We start from the raw sequence: 23,946 nt of genomic DNA on the forward strand, positions 1-23,946 counted from the left end.
ATGCCATCATGATCCGCCGCCTCGCTCTTCTCTTCGTCGCGCTGCTCGCGCTGCTGCCGCTTCCGGCCGCGGCCGAGCGGGTGCGCGATCTCGGCCAGTTCCAGTCGGTCCGTTCCAACCAGCTGACCGGCTATGGCATCGTCGTCGGTCTCGACGGATCGGGCGACGACAATTTCGCCTATCTGACGCAGGCCATGCGCGGTGTCTCGGGGCGGCTCGGCCTGCAGCTGGCGCCGGGCGTGAATCCGGCGCTCAAGAACGCAGCCGCCGTCATCATCACCGCCGAACTTCCGGCTTTCGCCAAGCCCGGGCAGCGCATTCCTGTCACCGTCTCGACCATGGGCAAGGCCAAGTCGCTGCGTGGTGGCGCGCTGGTGCTCACACCGCTCTACGGCGCCGACGGGCAGATCTATGCCATGGCGCAGGGCAATCTGGCCGTCGGCGGGCTCGGCGTCTCGGGCAAGGATGGCTCGAAGCTGACGGTCAACGTGCCGACAGTGGGCCGGATCGCCGATGGCGCGACCGTCGAACAGGCGGTGGCTAGCAATTTCGACTTTTCCGAGGTGCTGCGCTGGAACCTCTACCGCGCCGATTTCCTCACTATCTCGCGGGTTCGCGATGCGATCAACGCCTTCTATCCGGGCATGGCCCAGATCGAGGACGGGGTGACCCTCGCGCTGTTCCTGCCCCCTGGGGCCAATTCGCGCGCCGAAATCATGGCACGGATCGAGATGCTCGATATTCAGCCCGCGGAGCGCGCGGCCAAGGTTGTGGTGAACAGCCGTACCGGGACGATCGTAATCTCAAGCGCGGTCCGTCTCTCCCCGGCGGCGATCAGCCACGGAAGCCTGGTGGTGCGGATCGACGAGGACCCGCTCGTGGTCCAGCCCGCACCATTCGCCAACGGTCGTACGGCAATCGAACCCGATAGCGCGATCAGCGCCAGCCAGATGGATAGCGTCGTCACGCAGGTCGGCCCTGCGGCTTCGCTCGCCGAGGTGGTCGATGCACTGAACGCGCTGGGTGCGAGCCCGGCGGATTTGGTGGCCATCCTCGAGGCCCTCAAGCAGGCAGGTTCGCTCAACGCGGAGTTGGAGATCATCTGATGGTCGCTTCCATTCCTATCGGCGGGCCCTCGGGTGCCGTCGCGCCAGACAAGCCGAATGGTAAGGTGGACCCGGCCCGCGCCGAGCTGCGCGAAACGGCGCAGCAGTTCGAAGCGATCTTGCTACGCCAGATGCTCGCCAGCGCCCGCAATGTCGATTTCGGCGGCAATGATCTGTTCGGCGGCGAAAGCGACAAGACTTTCCACGAGATGCGCGACGCGCAATTCGCCGAGATCACCGCGAAATCCGGCCAGTTCGGCTTTGCTGCGGCGATCGAGCAGCAACTCGAGCGGTTCCTGCCGCAGGGTAGCGACTGATGGCTTCCGATCTCCTCTCGATCGCGGCGAGCGGCGCACGGGCGGCGCGCGGAGCGCTCGATGTCACAGCACAGAACATCGCCAATGCCTCGAGCGACGGCTATGTGCGGCGCAGCCTCAGGATCGCGGAGGTCGCCGCTTCGGGCGGCGCCGGGCGGCAGGCCGATATCTCGCTGTCGGGGGCGCGGATTGCCGAGATCCGGCGCAATGCCGATCCGTTCCTGCAAGGCGAAGTGCGCCGGACGGATGGCGATCTCCAGCGGGCGAACACCGAATTGTCGGGTCTGCGCAACATCGAGAGCGCGATCGAACAATCGGGCATTTTTACCTCGATCGTGGAATTCGAGGCTTCTTTACAGCAGCTTGCGGGCGATCCCTCGGACCCGTCGCGACGCGCGGCAGTGCTAGCCGAAGCGAATACGATGGCAAGCAAGTTCGAGATCACTGCAGCCGGACTCGACTCCGTTGGCGCGGGTCTTCGCTTCGATGCCGATGCGCAGCTTAGCGAAGCAAATATCATCGGCAGCGAACTGGGGCGGGTTAACCTGCGGCTGGCGCGCGCCGGCAGCGGCAGCAGCGATCGCGCGGCGCTGCTCGATCAGCGCGATCAGCTGCTCGAGCGCCTGGCCGGGTTCAGCGCGGTCACGACCTCTTTCGCCAGCGACGGCACCGTGGCGGTCTCTTTGGGTTCGATGCCTGCGCGCAGCTTCGTGCAGGGAGGGTCCTCGGGGGTGCTTTCGTCCGCGCAGGCCGCCGACGGAACCTTGAGCTTCGCGGTCGACGGCCTGGCGACCAATCCGGGTTCCGGCAGCCTGGCCGGCGCCGGGCTGGCGCTCACCTCGCTGGCAGCTACGCGCGAGCGGTTGGATGTGATGGCGAACCGCCTGGCCGATGCGGTCAATGCCGCGCAGGCTGCGGGTGTCGGCCTGGACGGAGCGCCGGGGCAGCCGATGTTCTCAGGAACCGGCGCGGGCGATCTGAAAGTCGTGCTCGCCAGCGGACAGGGGATCGCCACCGCACCGGCAGGAGCCGCGGCGGGCAGCCGCGATACGCAAAACCTCGCCAATCTGCGCCAGGCGCTGACGATCGAGAACCCGGCGCAAAAGCTAAGCAGCCTGTTGTTCGATGTATCCAGCACCGTCGCGGGGCGCAATGTGACGCAAAGCGCGCTCGAGACGATCGCTTCATCGGCGCGGGTCTCGCTCGAACAGCAATCGAGCGTCAACCTCGACAACGAAGCCACCAATTTGATCCGTTTTCAGCAGGCCTTCCAGGCTTCGGGCCGGGCGATGCAGGTGGCGAGCGATATTTTCGATACTCTTCTGGGGATCGGGCGATGATCAACCTGAGCACGGGTGCCTTCTTTGAACGCAGCACGCAGCAGATCGGGGTGCTGCGTTCGCGCGCCGAGACGCTGCAGCAGCAGATCGGGACGGGCAACCGGATCGAGCGGTCTTCCGACGATCCCGTCGCGGCGGCGCGGCTGCGGATGCTGGCGCGCAGCGAGCGCATCGCCGCGGTCGATACGCGCAATTCGCAATTGGCCGAGGCGGATCTCGCGCTGACCGATCAGTCGCTGGGTTCGATCGCCGATCTGGTGATCCGCGCGCGCGAACTGGCGGTGCAAGGCACCGCGCCGACGCTGAGCGATGCGCAGCGCGAAGCGATCGGCATCGAGATGAAGGGGCTACGAGAAAATCTGGTCATGCTGGCCAATAGCCGGAACATCGCCGGCCATGCCCTGCTCGGCGGCCAGGCCACCGGTGCAGCCTATGTCGTTGACGGCACGATTGCGCAGTTCGTCGGTACCGCTGCGGTGGACCCGCTCGAGATCGGCGAGGGCCAGTCGGTGGTTCCAGGGCTGACCGGTCCCGAGGTCTTCGAGTTCGCAACAGCGGGCGGCCCGACAGACCTGTTCAGCGTGCTCGGCAACCTGGCCGCGGCGCTCACGACCGGGGGCGATGCCGCGACGCAGGCGAGTTCGGACGCCCTGTCAGCGCTCGACACCGGGCTGGAAAAGGTCACCACCGCGCAGACCGTGATCGGCGCGCGGCTCAACTGGGTCGATTTGATGACCGAGCGGCGCGAAAACAATGCCGAGCGGGCCGCCGAAGAGCGCGCCGATGTCGGCGGCGCCGATATCGCCACCACCATGAGCCGTCTCCAGGAGACGCTCACCGTGCTCGAAGCGACGCAGGCCAGCTTCGTCCGTCTCGCCAATCTGTCCCTGTTTTCGATGTTGCGCTGATCGCGCAATCAGCTGGAGTACGCATTCAATGTTCGCGATCATCGGAATCATCGTCCTGCTCGTCATGGTTTTTGGCGGGTTTACGCTGAGCGGTGGCGCGCTCGGTCCGGTTCTGGTCGCGATGCCCTTCGAGATGCTGATCATCGGCGGCGCGGCGATCGGCGCGATCGTAGCGGGCAATTCGATGGATGGGCTCAAGGCGATCGGCGGCGCGTTCGGCAAGATCTTCAAGGGACCCAAGCACACCAAGCAGGATCACATCGATGCGATCGCGCTGACGACGCAATTGATGAAGACGCTCAAGAACGAGGGGCCGGTGGCGCTCGAAAGCCATCTCGAAAACCCCGCCGATTCGACCATCTTCGGCGCCTATCCCGGCCTGCTCAAGAACACCGCTCTGATCGGCCTGATCAGCGACACGCTGACCTTGCTGGTGGTCTCTTCGGGCACGCTGGAAACCCATGCGGTCGAGGAGGTGATGGACAATGCTATGAAAACGCATTTCCACGAACTGCACGAGCCGCAGCATGCGCTGCAGTCGCTCGCCGATGCCTTGCCCGCGCTGGGGATCGTCGCCGCCGTGCTCGGCGTGGTCAAGACGATGGGCTCGATCAACGAACCGCCCGAGGTTCTCGGCAAGATGATCGGCGCGGCGCTTGTTGGCACTTTCCTCGGGGTGCTGCTTGCCTATGGCATCGTCTCTCCGCTCGCAGGCCGGCTGAAGCAGGTGCTCGAACAGGATGAGATGATCTTCCATGCGGTGAAGCAGGTCATCATCGCTTCGCTCTACGGCCACCCGCAGCCGCTGGTCGTGGAATCGGCGAGATCGGGCCTCGGCCACGCGGTGCGGCCGGGATTGACCGAACTCCTCGACGCCTTGCGGGGCCGCTGACATGGCCAGCAAGGCAGCTCGCAACGATCCCGTTCCGATCATCGTCAAGAAGGTCACGATCGTCGAGGCGGGACACCATGGCGGTGCCTGGAAAGTGGCTTATGCCGATTTCGTCACTGCGATGATGGCCTTCTTCCTGCTGCTTTGGCTGCTCGGTTCGACCACCGAGGACCAGCGCAAGGGGCTCGCCGACTATTTCACCCCGACGCTGGTCAAGACCAAGGAACAGAGCGCGGGGGCTTACGGGCTGCTGGGCGGCTCTTCGTTGACCGATGTCGATAGTTACCCACATGCTGCCGGCCAGACGGGCACCAAGACCCTGACCGTCCCACGCGATGCGACCGGGGGTCCGCGCGAGGGGGCGGCGATGATCAAGCGCATCCAGCAGCGGATCGAAAGCAAGATCGCGGAAGAGGAGCGGCTTCGTCGGCTGATGCGCCAGGTGCGGATGGTGGATACCACCAAGGGCATCCGCATCGATCTCGTGGACGATGCCGATTTTTCGATGTTTGCGCTGGGGACAACCGCGCTGACGGGCGATGCCCGCGACCTGCTGCAGGTCATCTCCACCTCGATCGGCCCGGAGCCCAGCAAGATCACCGTTCGTGGCCACACCGACGCCTTGCGCTGGCGCGATCCGCAGCGGGTCAACAATTGGTCGCTCTCAGCCGGTCGGGCCGAAGCGACGCGACAGATGCTCATGCAGCACGGAATTGCGATCGAGCGGTTCCGCCGGATCGAGGGCGTCGCCGACACCGAACCGCTGATCAGCGCGGATCCGACAGATCCGCGCAACCGCCGGATTTCGCTGACCTTGGCGGACTAGCGCGGGCGGTCGATTTTCAGTTCGGGCGACCCGCTAGCGCGGCAATTATGCAGCGGCTTTGACTCTCGCGAATCTGCGCCTAAACCGGCGTCGATCCGGGAGATTCAATCCATGAAATTCACTGTCGCATCCGTCCTCGCCTCGCTGTTCCTCGCGCAGGCCGCCGCTGCCCAATCCGACGCCCCCCCGCCTTCGCCCAATCCGGTAGAGGAGCAGGAAGTGGACGCGTCGCAATCCGACGAAGCATTGCCCAAGGAGGGCACCGGGGAAGCGGTCCAGGCTGCGCCCGCCCTTGTCCAGCCAGGCACAGGAGCAGAAGAGGCCTCTTGGGACATCACCGCGCCCCGGGGCGCGACGCTGCGCCAGGTGCCGATCCGCACCGACGAAGGCACCTGGATGGATGTCGACGTATCCCCCGATGGCCGCAGACTCGCCTTCGCCTTGCTCGGCGATATCTACACCATGCCGATCTCCGGCGGCACGCCAACACGCGTCGCGGAAGGGCTCGCCTGGGAAATCCAGCCGCGCTTTTCGCCCGACGGACGACGGATCGCCTTCACGTCCGACCGCGGCGGGGCCGACAATATTTGGGTGATGAACGCCGATGGTTCGGACAAGCGGCAGGTCACCAAGGAAGACTTCCGCCTGCTCAACCAGCCGACCTGGAGTCCGGACGGGCGCTATATCGCCGCCAAGAAGCATTTCACCACCCAGCGGTCTGCCGGGACGGGCGAAGTCTGGCTCTATCACGTCTCGGGCGGTGGCGGCGTCGCGCTGGTCGAACGGGAGAACGAAGCCGCTCAGAAGGAGCTGGGCGAACCGGTCTATTCCGCGGATGGCGGATCGATCTTCTACACCCGCAACGTCTCGCCCGGTGCGGTGTTCGAATATGCGCAGGATTCCACCCAGAGCCTGTTCGAGATCGAGCGCTACGATATCGCCACGGGTGAAGTGACGACCGCCGTCTCCGGCTATGGCGGATCGGTCCGTCCGCAGCCGTCGCCCGATGGCAAATATCTGTCCTTCGTCCGGCGCGACAAGGATCAGTCGCAATTGTGGATCAAGGATCTTTCGACCGGTGTCGAACGGATGATCTACGATGAGCTCGATCTCGACATGCAGGAGACCTGGGCCGTCTATGGCGTCTATCCGCTTATGGACTGGACCCCCGACAGCCGGGAGATCGTGTTCTGGGCGGGCGGCAAGCTCAACCGCATCGGACTCGATGGCGGCGCGGCGCGGGTGATCCCTTTCCGGATCGACGACACGCGCACCGTCGCCGACGCACCGCACCCGGTCATCCCGGTGGCGCCCGACAGCTTCGAGACCAAGATTCCCAAATTCGCCGCCCTGTCACCCGATGGCCGACGGATCGTCTTCGAAAGCCTGGGCAAGCTCTACGTCAAGAACGCTGCAGGGGGTGAGCCGCGCCGACTGACCGGCGAAGGCGATGCGCTGGAATTGTGGCCGACTTGGTCGCGCGATGGCGAACAGATCGCTTTCGTGCGCTGGACGGACCAGGGGCTGGGCCAGATCGTCGTCGCGGGCAGCGACGGGCGCAATGCGCGGACCGTGACGGCCATGCCGGGACATTACGCGGTTCCGCAATTCTCGCCCGACGGCCGCACGCTGGTGTTCGAGAAGCGCAGCGGCGGCTATCTCACCTCGCCCGAATATTCCGAGAATGCCGGGGTCTATACCGTCCCGGTGTCGGGCGGCGCACCCAGGCTCGTCTCGCGCGGCAATCGGGTGCCGCAATATGGTGCCGACAACGACCGCATCTTCATGATGGGCAATTCGGACGGCAAGCTGCAGCTGCTTTCCACCGATCTCAATGGCGAGGCGGTGCGTGTCCACGCCGAGGGCGAGCTAGCCAATGATTTCCGCGTCGCGCCGGACGGCGACTTTGTCGCCTTCCGGCAGAATTACGAAGTCTTCGCCATGCCGCTGCTGCCCGGCGGCCAAGCGGTCACTGTCGGCGAGAAGGCGAGCTCGTTGCCGGTGGTGCGCGCAAGTCAGGGCGGGGCGGATTACATCGGCTGGGCCAACGGCGGCGATACGCTCTACTGGTCGATGGGCCCCACGCTCTACACGGCCGGCACGGCGGCGATGTTCCGCACCGCACCCGCGGGCGAAGATGTGCCCAAATTCGCGCAGCCCGAGACGGGCATCTCGCTGGCCCGAACCGTCAGGGCCGCCAAGCCGACCGGCACCTATGCGCTCACCAACGCGCGCATCCTCACCATGACGGGTGACGCCGCGGGAGCGATTGAGAGCGGGACAGTGGTCATTCGCGGCGACCGGATCGTTGCAGTCGGCCCTTCGGCCAGCACGCAGGTGCCCGCCGGCGCCACGGTGATCGACGCCAGCGGCAAGACCATCCTGCCCGGCCTGGTCGACGCGCACGCCCACGGCCCGCAGGGCGTGGGCGATCTGGTGCCGCAGCAGAATTGGGCGGCGGTTCAGGAACTGGCGATGGGGGTGACCACGATCCACGATCCCTCCTCCAGCGCCAGTTCGATCTTCGCGGCGTCCGAGCGGCAGCGGGCGGGCACGCTGCTCGCGCCGCGCATCTTCTCGACCGGCGAGATCATCTACGGGGCCAAGGCGCCGAGCGTCTATGCCCGGATCGACGGCTATGAGGATGCTCTCGCCCATGTCCGCCGGATCAAGGCGCAGGGCGGAATTTCGGTCAAGAACTACAACCAGCCGCGCCGCGAACAGCGTCAGCAGGTGGTTGCCGCAGCCCGCGCGGAAAACATGCTGGTGGTCGCCGAGGGCGGGTCGCTGTTCGGGATGGACATGAACCTCGTCGCGGACGGCAATTCCACGCTTGAGCACAACGTCCCGGTAGATGTGATGTACGAGGATGTGCTGCAGTTCTTCGGCCAGAGCCAGACGAATTACACGCCCACGCTGGTGGTGACCTATGGCGGGCTGGCGGCCGACCCCTACTGGCGTCAGGCCACCGATGTGTTCGACAATCCGCTGCTGGTCCACACCCCGCCGCGGATGCTGCTGGCCGAAACCGCGCGTCGCACCAAGGCTCCCGACTGGGCCTATGTCGACGACAATTCCGCGCGCGAGGCGAAGAAGCTGGCCGAGCGGAACGTCAAGGTCAGTATCGGCGCGCACGGGCAGCAGCCCGGGATCGCAGCGCATTGGGAGCTGTGGAGCTTCGTGCGTGGAGGGATGAGCCCGGTCGAGGCATTGCGTGCCGGAACGATCGAATCCGCCCAGTCGCTGGGAATGGATCGCGATATCGGCAGCATCGAGCCGGGCAAGCTGGCCGATCTCGTCATCCTCTCGGCCGATCCGGCGCAGGATATCCGCAATTCTGACGATATCGAGCGGGTGATGATCGGCGGGCGTCTCTACGATGCGCGCACGATGAACGAGGTCGTCACCGGCGATGCTCGCCGCATGCCTTATTGGTGGGAATGATCGCTCGAAGGTGAAGGGCGGAAGTCAGGCTTCCGCCCTGACTTTCTCGAGAAACGACTTAACCTGCTGGCGCAGCGCGCTGGCCTGGCTTTCGAGTTCGGTCGACGAGTTGAGAACCTGGCTGGCGGCTGCTCCGGTAACCAGGCTGCTCTCGCGGACCTGGTCGATGTTGGCGGAAACCTCGCCCGACGCTCGGGCGGCGAGATCGATGCTGCGCGCCAGATCCTGGCCTGCGACCGATTGCTGATCGACCGCGCTGGCAATCGAGACGGCGGTCGTCTCCAACTGCTTGATATGCTCGCCGATCGAGCGCAGCGCATCGACGCTGGCTCCCGTCGAGTTCTGCATCGTACGGATCTGCTCGGCGACCTGTTCGGTCGCGCGGCTGGTCTGATTGGCCAGCTCCTTGACTTCGCTGGCGACCACCGCGAAGCCTCGTCCGGCCTCGCCGCCGCGCGCAGCCTCGATCGAGGCGTTGAGCGCAAGCAAATTGGTGCGCTGGGCGATCGACTGGATCAACTCCACGATCTTCCCGACCTGATCGGCCGAGGTGGAGAGAGCGGAAATCGTCTCGTCGGCGTCGCCCGCAGCCTCGGTCGCCTGGCGGGCGAGCGAAGCGGAGCTGGCTGCCTGACGGCTGATCTCGCCGATCGACATGGCGAATTCGTCCGATGCGGCAGCCGCGGCAGTGACCCCGGCGCTGGCCTGTTCCATGGATTGCGCGACCTGCGTGCTCTGCCTGCTGGACTGGTCGGCGACGCTGGCCATCGAACCGGCAGTGGCCTGTAGCTGGGTGGCCGCGGCGGCGACGCTGCCGACCACATTGCCGACCGTGGTTTCGAAATTCTGCGCCAGCTTGAGCAGAGTGCGCTCCTTCTGCAGGCGGATGTCTTCGCGCTCCTGCTCGAGGGCGGCGCGTTCCTGCAGTTCTTGCTCGGCACGTCCCGCCTTCTCGGAAATGAGCTTCTCGAAGCGCCAGGCAACCCGCAGGAAGATGTGCAAGGCATTGGCCAAACCACCGATTTCGTCTTTGCGATCGCGCCCGGGAATGGAGATCGCCTTGTCTCCGCTGGCGAGCTTTTCGGCGGCCGAGGTCAGCTCGACGAGAATTTCCGACAGATCGCGCGTCAGATATCGCGAGCTGAAGAAAATCACTGCCACCATCAAGGCGCTGACCAGCGCCAGGATTGCGATAATCCAGACGATTGCGTTCGCCGAACCGGCGTCGATAGCATGGCCTTCCTCGATCAGTTCCCCGCTTATGGCTTCGGCCTGCTCGGCAAAGCTGGCGCCGCTCAGGAAGATGGCGTCGGCGATCGTCTGGGTGCGCTCACCCGAGCCGTAGCGCAAGAAGGACGATCGCAACGCTTGCAGTTCGCGGTCATAACCCTCCAGCTGTTCGCCCAGATAGTCGATCTCGACCGTGGTATCCGGCGAATATTCTGCTGCTGTGGTGCGGATCGTGTCCAGCAAGCCACCGGTCGCACCGAGCGCTTCATGCGCAGCGACCAGATCGGCCTGGTCGCCGGTAACGGCATAGCGCTGGCTGTGAAGTCGCGCTTGTTCGATGTTCTTGGTCAGATTGGCAGCTGCGACCTGCGTTTCCGAAACCGCAAGCCGGGCATCGCGCATGTCGAGCGCGATCACGCCTGCAATCGCAGTGGCGAACATTATGACGAACACCGCCGCCAAGTTCGCCGAAGACAAGGTGCGCAATTTCCCGGCGATGGACATACGACGAAAGATCGCGCCAAATCGACCAAGCAAAGCTTCGCTCGCTGGCACCTCGCCTTCCGCCGTGCGGGTCGGAGCGGCCTCCGAGCCGGTCGCTTCGCGTTCGGAGATCTCGCTTTGGGCGACGAGCTCGTTCGCCACATCCTTTAGAGCGCTCATGCTACCCTGCTTTCCTTGTTCGCCATCGTTGCCGTTGTATCGGTGGCAGCGATATCGATCGGTCTGTCGAGATATTGCGGAATTTCAGCGGCCGGCATGGCCTTGAAATAGAGCCACCCCTGAATCTGGTCGCAACCTGCGGCACGAACCATCTGGGCCTGTTCCTCGGTTTCGACGCCCTCGGCGGTCACGCGCATCTTCATCGCGCGGGCCACCGTGATGCTGGAAAGCATCATCGCCCGGCTGCCGTCGTCCTGCCCGGCCTGCGACACCAGGCTGCGATCGATCTTGAGCTTTTCGAAGCGGAACTGCCGCAGGAAACCGATCGAGGCGTATCCGGTCCCGAAATCGTCGAGCACGATGCTGACGCCGAAATTGCGGATCACCGAAAGACTGCGCCCGGCGACGACCGGATCGAGCACCAGGCAGGTTTCGGTGATCTCGAGCTCGAGCCGTTCCGGAGCGAAGCCGGTCTCCTCGAGAATATGGCCGAGCTGGATCGGGAATTCGGGGTTGCGAAGCTGCGCGGCCGAAAGATTGACCGAAAGCGTGATGCCGTTCCATTCGCGCGCATCGAGACAGGCGCGGCGCAGCACCAGCAGGCCGATCGGATTGATCAGGCCCGATTCCTCGGCCACCGGAATGAAAGTGTCGGGTGCGGTGAAAGTCCCATCCGGGCGCGGCCAGCGGATCAGTGCCTCAACGGCCACGATCTTGCTCGAACTGCAATCGATCAGCGGTTGATAATGAAGCGCGAAGTCCCCGTTTGCCAGAGCCGAGCGCAACTCCTCGTCCATTTCGCGCATCTGCTCGCGGTTGGCGTCGAATTCCTGGCTGAACCAGGTGCAGCGCGCCTTGCCGCCGCGCTTCGAGGCATACATGGCGACATCGGCCTGCCGCAGCAGTTCGGGCGAGCCGAGCCGCTGCGCCTGCGTCGTTCTCGCCAAGCCGATGCTGGCGCCCAGCGTCAGACGGCGTTCTTCCACCTGGAGGGGTTTGGCGAGCCTCTCGACAATCCTGCGACACAGACCTTCGAGCAGCGTCGCGGCGACCGGTCCGGACTTGAGAACCGCGAATTCGTCTCCCCCGAGCCGATAAATTCGTGCCTCGTCCTTGCATATCTCGCAGATGATCTGCGCCGACGCGCGGATGGTTCGATCGCCGATCGCATGCCCGTAGTGATCGTTGACGAGCATGAAGCCGTCGAGATCGATCAGCGCGACGGCGAGTTCCTGCTCGTGCCGGGAGATGCGAGCGTAGTCGAGATGCAGGGCACGACGGTTGGGCAAGCCGGTGAGTGTATCCGTCAGGCTCGCCATTTCGAGATGGCGGGCGTGCCGCAACCCGTGCCTCACGAGCGCGGCGACCGCGGCGGCATAGGTCGCGAGCCCGAGGGAGACAAACACCGAGGTGGAAACCAGCGGACCCGAGAGACTTGCGGTATAGGCCAGCAGGAGAGCGGCGAACACGCAAGACAGAATCGCGAGCGGGGCAAGAACCATGACCTGCGGCGAGAACTCTCCCTTGCCCGGCATATCCGTCACACTATCCCCCAACAGAAGTCGAACCGACGCTGCCTGAAGGGTTTTAGGCGGCGAGGTGCTAAGAATGGGTAAAGCGCCGGTTTACCTTCTTTGCGGCCGATCGCCGCGGCATCGAGCACTCGTGGCACGATCAGGCAGGCAGGCCGGCAAATGCCTGTTTGACTGGCCCGTTCGCCGCGGCCGGGCGGCGGCTGCCGACCGGTTGATAGAGCGTAGCACCGCAAGGGGCGGGGACGAAGAGATCGGTCTGGCCGATAACGGTCTCGCCGGCGCCCAGCATCAGCCAGCCATCCGCTGCGGTCGCCTGTGAGAGGCGTTCGAACACGGCCCGACGGGTCGGAGGGTCGAAATAGAGCAACACATTGCGGCACAGCACGAGATCGAAATTTCCCGGAGACGGCGGCGCAGCAAGCACGCTCGCCTGCTTGAACCGCGCCAACGCGCGGATCGTGTCATTGGCTTGCCAGCCCTGCGGCGTCTCGCTGAAGAACTGCAGCATTTGGCCGATGCTGATGCCGCGCTGGATCTCGAATTGCGAATAGAGGCCGGAATTGGCCACCGCGAGCGCCTTGATCGAGATATCGGTGCCCAATATCTCGATATCCCAGTCGGCCCAGCGTTGGGGTTGTCCGGCAAACAGCATCGCCAGCGACAACACTTCCTGCCCGGTCGAACAACCTGCCGACCAGATACGGATGCGTTTGCTTGCCGCGCGCCTGCTGGCGATATCGGGCAGGACGGTGTCGGCCAGGATCGAGAAGTAGGCACGATCGCGGAAGAAATACGTCTCGTTGTTGAGCAGCGCCTCGACGACCTGGGTAGCCAGTTCGGCCTGGTCCCCATCGCCGAGCAGGCAGACCAGCTGGTCGAGATTGGAAAGCCCATGTTCGCGAAAGAGTCCAGCCAGGGCCGAGGAAACCCGCCAGAGGCGGCTATCCGTCAGTTGCTGGCCTGTCCGGGCGCAAAGGAGATCGGCGACGATACGATGCGACGCGTCGTTCAAACCCACGCCGCTGCTCCGCCCGCCTCATCCGCCGCCGCTGCGATCACCGCGTCGGCGAGCTGTTCGGGCGGCAGCACTGCAGTGGCAATTCCGCTTTCGGTCACGCCGCGCGGCATGCCCCACACGGCGCAGCTTGCTTCGTCCTGCGCGAACACTGCTCCGCCGGCCCGCGCAACCGCGCCGGCTCCCTCGGTCCCGTCGCGGCCCATGCCGGACAGCAAGACCGCCGCGACATGACCGTCGAAGCAATCGGCCAGGCTTTCGAACATCGGGTCGACCGAGGGCATACAACCGCTGGTGGCGCGGTGATGCGCCAGGCCGGTGACCGTACCGGTGCCTGAGATGACACCCGGGTGGGCGCGTCGGACCACCATATGTCCGTAGCCGGGAGCGATCACGATCCGACCCCGCTCGATGTTGGTTCCCTCGTCGGCGAGCACGGCCTGGCGGCGGGCAGCAGCTTCCACCTGGCGGGCGAAAACGGGCATGAAGCTCTCGGGCAAATGCTGGGTGATGAGGATCGGAAGGTCGAACTCTCGCGGCAGGCGATGCAGAAAGAGATTGAGCGCGTGGATGCCGCCGGTCGAGGCGCCGATGGCCACGACATGGGGTACTTTGGTGCGGCGCCGCAGCGGGACCGCGGCTGGCTCGCTTCCGTCAGTCTCGGACTCTTGTGCCTGCCCCCCCAGAGCCCGAATCTTGGCGAGCAGCGCGTCGCGATACTGATCGTTGAACCCGCCGGGGCGCGGCTTGAGCATGGTGTCCGCAGCGCCCATCGACAGCGCGGTGAGCGTATGTTCGGCTCCGTCCTGAGTCAGCGAGGACACGACCAGAACCTGCGCCTTCGCCGCTCGCTCGAGCAGTCTGGGCAGCGCCTCGATCCCGCCCATGCCGGGCATTTCGAGATCGAGCAAGATGACGTCGACATCGGTGGAGCGCAACGCGAGCAGCGCCTTTTCGGCCGTGTCCGCATCCGCGACCACGGCGAGATCGTCCTCGCGGCCGATCATCCGCGAGAACACCGTGCGTACGGTCAGCGAATCGTCGACGATCATGACGCGGATCGTATCCGCATTCCTCGCGGGCGATCGCGGCGCCGCGGCTTGAGCAAAGCGTTCGGGACGAAGGACGGCGGCCATGAGAGAGCTCCGCCTCAAACCATGCCGACGAGCTGAAGCTTGATCTGCAGCGTTTCGTGATCGAAGGGCTTCATCACATATTCGTCCGCACCGGCGCTGATCGCCTCGCGGATATGTGCGACATCGTTTTCGGTGGTGCAGAACACGACCTTGGGTTTGTCGCCCCCTTCGCGCTGGCGCAGCTGAGTAATGAATTCGATCCCCGTCATGACCGGCATGTTCCAGTCCAGCAGGACGACGTCGGGCATCGCTTCCTCGCATTTGTCGAGACCGAGCTTGCCGTTCTCCGCTTCATCGACAGCGAAGCCGAGGGTTTCCAATATGTGCCGGGAAACCTTGCGGATCACCCGGGAGTCATCGACGACCAGACATTTCTTCATTGCACGCGCCCTTCGGGTTTCTTTTGCGAATCGCACATATATCGGGACGGGTAAGGATTCACTTAAACCGCCAGCGTCTGCTGCCCGGCGATGAGCTTCTCGATCGCCATCAGCAGAGTGGGGCCGGTCGCGGTCTCGACCATGCCGGTCGCCGCTTCGGCCCAAGCCTCGCCGAAGCCGCCAGGGACCGTCGCGGTTTCGCCCAGAGCTTCGACGACGTCGAATGCCTGGTCGACCACCAGCGCATAGGAATGGCCTTGGTGATCGACCACCGCGGCACGGCTGCCGACCGGGTCGCCCAAGCCAGGGAAGCCGAGCGCCACCCGGCAGTCGATCACGGTCAGCGCCTGACTGCGCAGCGCGGTGATCCCGGCGATGTGCGGTGCAGTGCGTGGGATCGGAGTGATCCGCTCGATCTCGATCACCGAGCGCACTTCCACTGCGGGAAAGGCGACCCGCCGTTCGGCGATCAGGCACATGAGCAGGGCCTGGGTCACAGCGCGTTGACCTTGTGGGCAGTGGCCGGTTCGACGCACACGGGGTTGCCGTGCGCGGCGAACAGCCGGTGGACGTCGAGGACCGGGACCGGTCGTCCGCTGAGCAGCGCCACGCCCGCATACCGCGGGTCGCCGCCATCGGCATGCAAGTCCTGGTCGATCTCGGCGGCGTCGAGCACTTCGGCGACGATCATAGCGATCTCGCTTTCGCCGTCGGAAAGCCGCAAGAGACGACAGCGCCCCTCGGGGAGCGCGCCGCTGTCGTGACCTACCAGAGCGAAGAGCCGGTCTTCGATCACCACTTGGGCCCTTGCGCCCTCGAGATCGATCGCCTCGCGCTCGACGGTGTCGATCCGTTGCACCAGATCCAGCCGAACGGCGCGGCGGCGCTGGTCGAGTCCGGTGAACAGCATCACCGGAACTCTGGGCTTGTCGGGTTCTGCGCTTGCTTCCTCGACCAGAGATTCCGGTCCGGCGCGCAAATCGTCCAGCATCCCGCAATCGCTCGCGATGTTCGGCACGTCGAGCAGCATCATCGGGCGCCCGTCGTCGAGCAGGGTGGTCCCGGCGTAGATTCCGGTGTCCATGATCGCCGGCGGGATGGGTTTGACCACCACATCCTCGTGATCGTGGACCCGATCCACTGCGAGCGCGAAAATCTCGTCGGTGGCGAGGCGGATCAGGACCAGCGTCGTGTCCCGCCAGGGGACGGGCTGTGCCTCGCTCCCGGCCAGCACATGCGCGAGTGCAATGCATGGCACCCGCCGCTGGCGGAAAGTCATCAATTGACGCTCGCCGGCACGCGCGAGTTCGACGTCGCGCGATCGGGCAAAGACGATTTCCTCGATGTAGGACCGGGGGAGCGCATAGAGCTGACCGTGCGATTCCACGGTTAGCGCAGGCATGATCGACAGAGTAAGCGGCAGCTGGAGGTAGAAGGTCGTGCCTTCGCCGGGCTGGCTGAAGACATCGATCGAGCCGCCGACCTTCTCGATATTGGCGCGCACGACATCCATGCCCACGCCGCGTCCGGAGACCGAACTCACGGCATCGGCGGTGGAGAGGCCGGGTTCGAAGATCAACAAGCGCTTCTTACGCTCGTCCATGCGCTCGAGCTCGGCGCGGGTATAGACTCCCGCCGCCGCCGCCTTGGCCTCCAGCCGCGCGATATCGATCCCGCGGCCGTCGTCGGAGATCGCCAGCGAGATGCGGTTGCCCGACTGGCGGGCGACGAATTTGAGCAGGCCGGCGTCGCGCTTGCCCGTTGCGCGGCGCTTGTCCGGCGGTTCGATCCCGTGGTCGATGGCGTTGCGGATGATGTGGGTGAGCGGGTCGCGCACCATTTCGAGCATCTCGCGGTCGAGTTCGACATCTCCGCCTTCGAATTCGACTGCCACCTCCTTGCCGAGCTCGTGGGCGAGATCGCGCACAAGGCGTGGAAGCGAGCCGAACAGATGTTCGAGCCGCTGCATCCGCATCCGCGTGGTTGCGCTGCGAACATCGGCGAGGATCGCGGACAGCCGCTCGAAGGGACCGTCGATGGTCGGTTGTTCGCCGGCCTCCCGCAGACGCCTTGCCAGATCGTTGCGCGCCAGGACCATGTCCGACACGCCTTTCATCACCTCGTCGAGGAGATCGACGGGGAGGCGGATCGAGCGTTGGACGGGGGCAGTCCGGGCATTCCGGGGGGCGTCCTCATCGTCGCGCGGCGCGACCGGGCGAGCCTCTTCAGCGTCGGTGCTGGCGGCCCCCGGCTCCAACGCCGCGATGAGCGCATCGTCGCCGCCGACGGGGTATTCCTCACCGGCTTCGATCGTGTCGTTCATCTGGCCGATGCGATCCATGATCGCGAGCACGGCCGAAACCAGCGCCCGGTCGGGTGCGCGCCGTCCCGCGCGGCATTCGGCGAGCGCATCTTCTGCCGCGTGACTCAGTCGCTCGAGACGCGGGAAATCGAAGAAACCGCAATTGCCTTTGACGGTGTGGACGAAGCGGAAAATCGTGTCGAGCCGCGCCTTGTCCGAAGGATCGGCTTCCCAGGCGACGATTTCTTCGCTGCTCGCGTCGAGCATTTCGCGGGTTTCGGCGACGAAGTCCGCCAGCAGATCATCCATTTCGTCACCACCCCTTCGCGTATCGGAGCAGCTATGCCGCAGGATGGTTAAGGATCGGTAAGGTCAGGCGTGTGGTTTATCGCGCAAGATCCGCCACACGATCAGCGCCGCCAGTGCGCCGCCCGCCAAGTTGGCGACCAGTTCCGCCGCGTAGATCGCCTCGGCACCCCAGCTGTCGCGCAGCAGCCAGGCGAAGGGCAGCATGACCAGGAAGACGCGTGCGGCGCTCTGGAGCAGTGCGAGCGGGGCGCGATCGACGGCGTTGAGCACGCCGTTCCCCGTGATCAGCAGGCCGAAGCCGGCATAGCCCCAGACGGCGATCGCGAGATAGGAGGCGAATTGCTCGATCACCGCCGGCTCGTCGCTGAACAGGCTGGCGAACCGCTCGCCGAAAGCGAACAGCAGCACCGCCACCGCCAGTCCGTAGAGAAGACAGAAACCGCCCGCATAGGCGACCGCGCCGCGCGCCCGGCGGGGCAGGTCGGCGCCCCAGTTCTGGCCCACGATCGCCCCGATAGAACCCGATAGCGCCAGCAGGGGAACCAGGGCGAAGCTCTGCAGCCGGCCTGCCGCGCCGAATCCCGCAACCGCCGCCTGCCCTTCGACGGCCGCCATCGCGGTGAGGACCGAAAGGCCGATCGGATTGATCGAATTCGAGAAACTCGCCGGTCCCGCCACCCGCAGGATCGCGGTCAGCGGCTCGATTACCGCGCTGTGGCGGATCATCATCGGCTTGAACGGCAGCGCGGTGCTCCGGATCAGCCACAGACCCAGCAGGATGGCGATGCCCCATCCCGAAAGCGTCGCATAGGCCGCGCCGACGATGCCGAACCCCTCGAATCCGAACGCGCCGGTGATCAGGATCGGGTCGAGCACCCAATTGGCGGCGGCATAGCAGATCGAGATATAGCTGGTCTTGCGCGCCTCGCCCTGTCCGCGCAGCACGCCGTTGAACCCCATGATCGTCATCAGCAGCGGGAAGCCCAGCGCGAAGGGCTGCATATAGGCGCGGATGAAGGGCCGGGTCTGGTCGTCGGCATTCATCAGCGTGAACAGCGGATCGAGCAATGCGTAGAGCGCGAGCCCCATGAGGATGCCCAAACTCACCGCGAATACGATGCCGAGATTTGCGCGCCGGGCGGCCATGGCGCTGTCGCCGCTGCCCAGCGCCCTTGCGACCACCGAATTGATCCCGACCATCACGCCCACGCCCATGCTGGTGAGCGCCACGCTGATGGGAAAGATGAAGGCGATCGCCGCGAGTTCGGTGCTGCCCAGCTGGCCGATGAAATAGGCGTCGACCAGTCCGATCGACATAATGGCTGCAACCCCGATGATCATCGGGGTCGTCTGCGTCACGAGATGGCCGCGGATGCCCCCGCGCGTCAGTTTGGCCGTGTCGCTCATCGCTGCGAGCCCCTATAGCGGGCGGGATGGCTTGGGAAGCGCGGCTTGCCGCTCGGCGGCGATCCGTGCGATGGACCGTTACCTTGAGCTCCATTCCCGACCCCCAATTATCCGCCTCCAATTACCCGTCCGAGGAGACCGCGATTTGCCCCGCATGACCGTCAACGGAAGGCCGGTCGAATATCTGATGGAGCCGGACACGCCGCTGCTCTGGGCGCTGCGCGACGCCTCCAATCTCACCGGCACGAAATACGGCTGCGGGGTCGGCGATTGCGGTGCCTGCATGGTCCATGTCGATGGCGAGGCGCTGCGCAGCTGCCTGATCACCATCGCCGAGGCCGAAGGCCGCTTCGTCACCACCATCGAAGCGCTGTCGCGCGACCGGTCGCACCCGGTGCAACAGGCGCTGGTCGCCGAACAGGCGATCCAGTGCGGGTTCTGCACGCCGGGCATCGCCATGGCGGCGAGCGCGCTGCTGGAGCGCAATTCCGCTCCGAGCGAGGCGGAGATCGTCGCGGCGATCCCCAATCTGTGCCGCTGCGGTGTCTATCCCCGCCTGATCAGGGCCATCGAGCGGGCGGGCAGGGTCGCGCGGCGGGAGGAGACGATCAGCGCTGCGCCGGCACCCGGCATCAGCGCCGAAGACGCGGCGCGCCGGGTGCCCGCAATAACCCCGCCGACCGACGCGGAATGATCCGCGCGAGTGCTGGTATCGGCCCATTTGTGCCGCCGACGCATTCGGCTAAGCCGCCCGGCGCAACCCACAGGAGACCGAACCGATGAAGGCGACGATCTGGCACAATCCGAAATGCGGCACTTCGCGCAAGACGCTGGCGATTCTCGAGAATCTCTCCACGGTCGAGCTGACCGTGGTCGAATATCTCAAGCATCCTCCGAGCCGCGCCACGCTCGAAAAGCTCTATGAGGATGCCGGGATCGCGCCGCAGGACGGCTTGCGACTGCGCGGTACCGATGCCCGGGAGCGCGGCCTGCCTGAGGCGGACGCCGCAACCGTGCTCGATGCGATGGCGGCGGACCCGGCCTTGATCGAACGTCCGCTGGTCGAGACCGAGAAGGGCGTGCGGCTGTGCCGTCCGCAGGACAAGGTGCTCGAAATCCTCTAGCTGCGATCCCCTAGCCGCGATCCTGAGTCAGAGTCTCGTCGGCCTGCAGCGTGCGCCAGCCGATCAGGAACACCACCAGGCAGAGCAGCAGGATGAGCCCGAAGCCAAGCCAGTCGGAGCGGTTGTAGAGAAACACGCCAAGCGCGGGCGCGTAGATGAAGCTCGCTCCCGCTACCGAGGCGGTAACCCCGCCGGCACGCCCCTGTTCGGCCCGGCTGACCGCCAGCGAAGTGCCTGCCGTGGTGCCGGGGCGGAACAGGCCGAACCCCAGCGAGGCGATGGCATAGCCGAGCGCAATGGTGTGCAGATCCTGCGCCGCGCCGAGCAGCGCGGTACCCAGTCCGGCGACCGCGATGCCCCACAACGAGGCGGCGCGCGGCCCCAGATGGAGGCGCGGGATCAGGCCCCACTGGGCCAGCAGCGTCGCCAGCGCGCCGCTCATCAGCACCAGCCCGACCGGCCCCGTTCCTTCGGCCGGGGTGTCGCGCAGACCCAGCCGGTCCAGCACCAGAAAGCCCGAAATCCCCAGGATCATCGCCTGCGCGTGACCGCCGAGCAGACCGACAGCGACCCATGGGCGCAAGCGGGTGTCCGTCCAGCGCAGCTTGCCCTCGGGGAGGCTTTCTTCGTCTTCTTCGTCCTGGCTGGCGACCGTCTCCGTCGAGGCGGCATCATGGCGGTGTCCCGCGGTGGAGCCGCCGGCATAGGGCGCATCATAGGCATTGCCTCGGGCCGGAAACTGGGGTTGATCGTTTGGCAGTCGCAACCGCAGCGTCACCAGCGCCACCATCCCGATCAGCGCGAAGATGATGAAGGGTCCGGTCAGCCCGAGGAACGGCAGCACCATCAGCGGCGCCAGCGCCGGGCCGATCACCGTTCCCAGTCCGAAGCTCGAGGCGATCAGCGACAGCGCCTGCGTCCGCTGCGAACGCGGGGTCCGGCTCGCGACATAGGCCTGCACCGCGGGCGGTGCCGCGCTGCCGAAACCGCCGTAGAGGCTGCGCGCCGCCGCGAAGGCGATCAGCGCCCAGACCGCTGGCAATGCATTGGTGAGCCCGAGCCACAGCGCGAGGCCGCAAAGCCCCATCGAGACGATGAAGCCCGACAGTCCCAGCGCCATCATCGCCTTGCGGCCGCGCTGGTCGGAGCGGTCCGCCCAGATCGGGGCGCAGACCACCCACAGCAGCGCCGACCAGCTGTAGGCGAGGCTGATCCACACATCGGCGACTCCCAGCGCGGTGCCGATCGAGGGCATCACCGATTGCATCGCGGTGTTGCCTGCCGCGGTGACCAGCATGACCGTGAACAGCAGCGCCATACGCTCGCGCGGGATTGCCTGCGCGAGCGCGGGGGCCGGAGGCATTTGCGGGAGGGAGGGGTCGCTTTCGGCCATGCCGCTTCCGCGCTAGGCCCGCCCTCGACGGGTTGCAATGCTCCAACGAAGCTGTAACCCGTCCAGCCTCGTGGGTCGTGGACCACAAACAAGGGTCGAATGGTGAACGATTATCAAGGCACAAGAGCGCTCGATCGCAACGATCTGAAGGCGCGGACCGGACGATTGTTTGGCCAGTGGGGCGTATTCTTCCGGGGTTTTCTGGAACATCCCAAAATGGTCGGTTCGATCATTCCCTCGTCGCGGTTCACGATCGAGAAGATGCTGGCACCGGTCGAATGGGACGATTGCAAGCTGTTCGTCGAATATGGACCGGGTGTCGGGACCTTCTGCCAGCCGGTGCTCGACCGGCTGCGTCGCGACGGCACGCTGATCGTGATCGACACGAACCCGCTCTATATCGACTATCTGCGCAAGACCATCACCGACAGCCGCTTCCACGCGGTGCTGGGTTCGGCCGCCGAAGTGGAGGACATCGTCGCGAGGCACGGCTTCGAGCAGGCCGATTACGTCCTGTCGGGCCTTCCGTTCTCGACGCTTCCCGATGGGGTTGCGCCGGCGATCGCCGAGGCCACGCACCGCGTGCTGCGACCGGGCGGAGCCTTCCTGGTCTATCAGTTCACGGCCCGTGCGCGCGACTACATGGCCCCCCATTTCAAGCGCATCGACGATGGGTTCGAATGGCTCAACGTGCTGCCTTGCAAGCTGTTCTGGGGCTGGAAGAGCGACGCGGACTAGGTCCTAGTCCTCCTTGCCCGCCACCGGAACCGATACGCTGGCTTGCCCTGCCAGCCGCTGGTGGACCGAAGCCAGCACCGCGTAGGCCACGACCGAGAAGATCGCGTTGATCAGCGCCCCCGCGATCGCCAGCCCGATCAGCTGCAATGCCTCTCCCAGCAGGGCGAGCACCAGACCGATGATCAGGTTGAGGACCGTCGAGACCACCACGAAGGCGACGATCAGCAGCAGAAAGAAGAAGAACAGGCGGAAACTGTTCCCCTTGGTCATCCGCCACGAGTGCGCCAGCGCCGCCAGCGGGTTGCGGATTTGATCGACCGCGACGACTGGCGAACTGAGCGAAAACTTGACCATGATGTAGATCATGACCGGCAGACTGATCAGCGTGAGCAGTCCGATCACCCCGGCCGATCCAGTTGCCGCGCCGATGCCCGATGCCAGCACGATGGGTGCGAATATGGCCAAAGCGGCGACGATCTGCGCGCCCAGCAGGGTCGGCAGCAGCGATAGGCCGCGCCGGAGCGCATCGCCGACGGTCGGGCGTCCGCCATCGCCCAGGACCGCAAGGCTGGCGATCGCGCCGATCATCTGAATCAGCGCCAGCAGCAACAGCGCCCACCAATATTGGGCGTAGAAATCCTGGATAACCGCAGCCATGGCTTCCCAGTCCGATTGCGCGGCGGAGGCCTCGGCCAACCCGGCATCGGGCAGGAACAACGAGAATGCGAGATTGGGCAGGAAGAAGAATACGCCTGCCAGCACTGTCACGACCTCGCGATTGGCGCGGATCATGGTCATGGCGCCATCCCATGCGGCGCTGAGGTCCAGTTTCATTCGCTTCGCTCCCCGATCCGGATCTTTCGTCCTTGATAACCGCCGCGCCACTCGCCACGCAATCGCCATGAGCCCCGCGTCCCCCGAAACCGTCGAAATCCGCCGCAGCGCGAACCGCATCCCCTACCGCGAGGCGCTGGCGACCATGGCGGCGCGCAACGACGCGATCGGCCGGGGCGAGGCGAAGGAGCTGGTCTGGCTGCTGGAGCACCCCCCGGTCTACACCGCGGGGACCAGCGCGGCGGCGGGGGAACTGCTCGATCCGCGCTTCGAGGTGGTCGAGGCGGGACGCGGCGGGCGCTACACCTATCACGGGCCGGGCCAGCGGATCGGTTATGTGATGCTGGACCTCAGGGAGCGCGGTCGCGACGTCCGCCGCTTCGTCCAGGCGATCGAGGGCTGGGTGATCGCCACGCTGGGCGATATCGGGGTCGAGGCGTGGCGCGCCGAGGGCCGGATCGGCATCTGGACGAAGGACGTAGACGGGCGCGAGGCGAAGATCGGCGCAATCGGGGTGCGGGTGCGGCGCTGGGTGACGATGCACGGCTTCTCGGTCAATTTGGCGCCCGATCTGGCGCATTTCACCGGCATCGTACCCTGCGGCATCGAGGAATTCGGCGTCACCAGCCTGGCGAAGCTCGGCAAACCGCTTGCCCCCGAGAGCTGGGATGAGGCATTGCTGGCGCGTCTCGACGATTTCCTCGCCGCCCTGAACGGAAAGATGAGCGCCCTGCCATGAATTACCGCCTGCCTGCCGCCCTGATCGCGCTCGCCCTGCTGGCGGGCTGCGGCGAGGAACCCGTCGCGGAACCGAGCGACAATGACGGCCGCGCCGCCGAGGGGGAGGTGATAGGCGGGACCATCAGCGATTCTATGCTGCCGCTCGACACGGTGCGTTCGCAGGGCGCATCCGCGCTCGTCGCGACCGATACGGAGGCGGGAGAAGCGGCCAGCGATGCTCCGACGCCAGCAGCCCAGCAGGCAGAGCCTGCCGCCGCCGAGGAGCCGGAACCCGAAAGCGATGCGGACGAAGACGCCGCCTGACGG

22 protein-coding genes are annotated in these 23,946 nt (G+C 65.6%); 12 read left to right on the forward strand and 10 right to left on the reverse strand.

The features are described 5' to 3' along the window. The first annotated feature begins 8 nt into the window (after positions 1-8). The 7 genes from Q9K01_RS02910 (at position 9) to Q9K01_RS02940 (ending at position 8,833) form a co-directional block, all read left to right on the forward strand. Complete coding sequence (locus Q9K01_RS02910) at positions 9-1,106, forward strand: flagellar basal body P-ring protein FlgI (protein ID WP_305928703.1); 1,098 nt, start codon at positions 9-11, stop codon at positions 1,104-1,106. Continuing rightward, a complete protein-coding gene (locus Q9K01_RS02915) occupies positions 1,106-1,423 on the forward strand; it encodes a rod-binding protein (RefSeq protein ID WP_305928704.1) in 318 nt (105 codons plus the stop codon). Before Q9K01_RS02910 ends, Q9K01_RS02915 begins: the two co-directional genes overlap by 1 nt. Beyond that, positions 1,423-2,763: a flagellar hook-associated protein FlgK gene (gene flgK, locus Q9K01_RS02920; protein WP_305928705.1), complete on the forward strand. Its 1,341-nt coding sequence runs from the start codon at positions 1,423-1,425 to the stop codon at positions 2,761-2,763. The genes Q9K01_RS02915 and flgK overlap by 1 nt, the downstream gene beginning before the upstream one ends. After that, a complete protein-coding gene (locus Q9K01_RS02925) occupies positions 2,760-3,671 on the forward strand; it encodes a flagellin N-terminal helical domain-containing protein (protein ID WP_305928706.1) in 912 nt (303 codons plus the stop codon). Before flgK ends, Q9K01_RS02925 begins: the two co-directional genes overlap by 4 nt. Before the next feature lie 28 nt (positions 3,672-3,699). Continuing rightward, positions 3,700-4,563, forward strand: a complete 864-nt coding sequence (gene motA / locus Q9K01_RS02930) for a flagellar motor stator protein MotA (RefSeq protein WP_305928707.1) — start codon at positions 3,700-3,702, stop codon at positions 4,561-4,563. A gap of 1 nt (position 4,564) precedes the next feature. Beyond that, positions 4,565-5,389, forward strand: a complete 825-nt coding sequence (locus tag Q9K01_RS02935; protein WP_305928708.1) for a flagellar motor protein MotB — start codon at positions 4,565-4,567, stop codon at positions 5,387-5,389. 111 nt (positions 5,390-5,500) lie between these two features. Next, entirely contained in the window at positions 5,501-8,833 is a 3,333-nt protein-coding gene (locus tag Q9K01_RS02940; protein WP_305928709.1) for an amidohydrolase family protein, read from the forward strand. 24 nt (positions 8,834-8,857) lie between these two features. Here Q9K01_RS02940 and Q9K01_RS02945 read toward each other — a convergent pair whose 3' ends face one another. The 8 genes from Q9K01_RS02945 to Q9K01_RS02980 form a co-directional block, all read right to left on the reverse strand. Beyond that, positions 8,858-10,726, reverse strand: coding sequence for a methyl-accepting chemotaxis protein (locus Q9K01_RS02945; RefSeq protein WP_305928710.1), 1,869 nt, complete (start codon positions 10,724-10,726; stop codon positions 8,858-8,860). Further along, a complete protein-coding gene (locus tag Q9K01_RS02950; RefSeq protein WP_305929163.1) occupies positions 10,723-12,261 on the reverse strand; it encodes a putative bifunctional diguanylate cyclase/phosphodiesterase in 1,539 nt (512 codons plus the stop codon). Before Q9K01_RS02950 ends, Q9K01_RS02945 begins: the two co-directional genes overlap by 4 nt. Before the next feature lie 139 nt (positions 12,262-12,400). Then, on the reverse strand, positions 12,401-13,279 hold the full coding sequence (locus tag Q9K01_RS02955; RefSeq protein WP_305928711.1) for a CheR family methyltransferase: 879 nt from the start codon (positions 13,277-13,279) through the stop codon (positions 12,401-12,403). After that, positions 13,270-14,412 carry a chemotaxis-specific protein-glutamate methyltransferase CheB gene (cheB, locus tag Q9K01_RS02960; protein WP_305928712.1) on the reverse strand — a complete coding sequence of 381 codons (1,143 nt, stop codon included), beginning with the start codon at positions 14,410-14,412 and terminating at the stop codon, positions 13,270-13,272. The genes Q9K01_RS02955 and cheB overlap by 10 nt, the downstream gene beginning before the upstream one ends. A gap of 14 nt (positions 14,413-14,426) precedes the next feature. After that, the gene (locus Q9K01_RS02965; protein WP_305928713.1) at positions 14,427-14,792 is read right to left on the reverse strand and encodes a response regulator; all 366 of its coding nucleotides are present in this window, start codon (positions 14,790-14,792) and stop codon (positions 14,427-14,429) included. A 62-nt stretch (positions 14,793-14,854) separates the two neighbouring features. Continuing rightward, the gene (locus Q9K01_RS02970; RefSeq protein ID WP_305928714.1) at positions 14,855-15,289 is read right to left on the reverse strand and encodes a chemotaxis protein CheW; all 435 of its coding nucleotides are present in this window, start codon (positions 15,287-15,289) and stop codon (positions 14,855-14,857) included. Then, positions 15,286-17,403 carry a chemotaxis protein CheA gene (locus tag Q9K01_RS02975; RefSeq protein ID WP_305928715.1) on the reverse strand — a complete coding sequence of 706 codons (2,118 nt, stop codon included), beginning with the start codon at positions 17,401-17,403 and terminating at the stop codon, positions 15,286-15,288. The genes Q9K01_RS02970 and Q9K01_RS02975 overlap by 4 nt, the downstream gene beginning before the upstream one ends. Positions 17,404-17,466: 63 nt before the next feature. Continuing rightward, positions 17,467-18,810, reverse strand: coding sequence for an MATE family efflux transporter (locus Q9K01_RS02980; protein WP_305928716.1), 1,344 nt, complete (start codon positions 18,808-18,810; stop codon positions 17,467-17,469). A gap of 145 nt (positions 18,811-18,955) precedes the next feature. On the opposite strand from Q9K01_RS02980, the gene Q9K01_RS02985 reads away from it, so the two are divergent. Continuing rightward, positions 18,956-19,504, forward strand: coding sequence for a (2Fe-2S)-binding protein (locus tag Q9K01_RS02985; RefSeq protein ID WP_305928717.1), 549 nt, complete (start codon positions 18,956-18,958; stop codon positions 19,502-19,504). Positions 19,505-19,589: 85 nt separating this feature from the next. Further along, positions 19,590-19,934 (forward strand): arsenate reductase (glutaredoxin), encoded by a 345-nt coding sequence (gene arsC / locus Q9K01_RS02990; RefSeq protein ID WP_305928718.1) that lies wholly within the window; start codon positions 19,590-19,592, stop codon positions 19,932-19,934. 10 nt (positions 19,935-19,944) lie between these two features. Here arsC and Q9K01_RS02995 read toward each other — a convergent pair whose 3' ends face one another. Continuing rightward, positions 19,945-21,327: an MFS transporter gene (locus Q9K01_RS02995; protein ID WP_305928719.1), complete on the reverse strand. Its 1,383-nt coding sequence runs from the start codon at positions 21,325-21,327 to the stop codon at positions 19,945-19,947. A gap of 144 nt (positions 21,328-21,471) precedes the next feature. Between Q9K01_RS02995 and Q9K01_RS03000 the strand changes: the two genes are divergently transcribed. Next, positions 21,472-22,065, forward strand: coding sequence for a class I SAM-dependent methyltransferase (locus tag Q9K01_RS03000; protein ID WP_305929164.1), 594 nt, complete (start codon positions 21,472-21,474; stop codon positions 22,063-22,065). Positions 22,066-22,068: 3 nt separating this feature from the next. Here the strand turns inward: Q9K01_RS03000 and Q9K01_RS03005 are convergent, their stop codons facing one another. Further along, a complete protein-coding gene (locus Q9K01_RS03005) occupies positions 22,069-22,899 on the reverse strand; it encodes a glycerophosphoryl diester phosphodiesterase membrane domain-containing protein (protein WP_305928720.1) in 831 nt (276 codons plus the stop codon). Between the two features lie 67 nt (positions 22,900-22,966). On the opposite strand from Q9K01_RS03005, the gene lipB reads away from it, so the two are divergent. Continuing rightward, positions 22,967-23,638: a lipoyl(octanoyl) transferase LipB gene (gene lipB, locus Q9K01_RS03010; protein ID WP_305928721.1), complete on the forward strand. Its 672-nt coding sequence runs from the start codon at positions 22,967-22,969 to the stop codon at positions 23,636-23,638. Further along, a complete protein-coding gene (locus tag Q9K01_RS03015; RefSeq protein ID WP_305928722.1) occupies positions 23,635-23,943 on the forward strand; it encodes a hypothetical protein in 309 nt (102 codons plus the stop codon). Before lipB ends, Q9K01_RS03015 begins: the two co-directional genes overlap by 4 nt. Positions 23,944-23,946 lie beyond the last annotated feature (3 nt).

It is taken from the genome of Qipengyuania benthica, assembly GCF_030717865.1.
GTDB classification, from domain to species: Bacteria; Pseudomonadota; Alphaproteobacteria; order Sphingomonadales; family Sphingomonadaceae; genus Qipengyuania; species Qipengyuania benthica.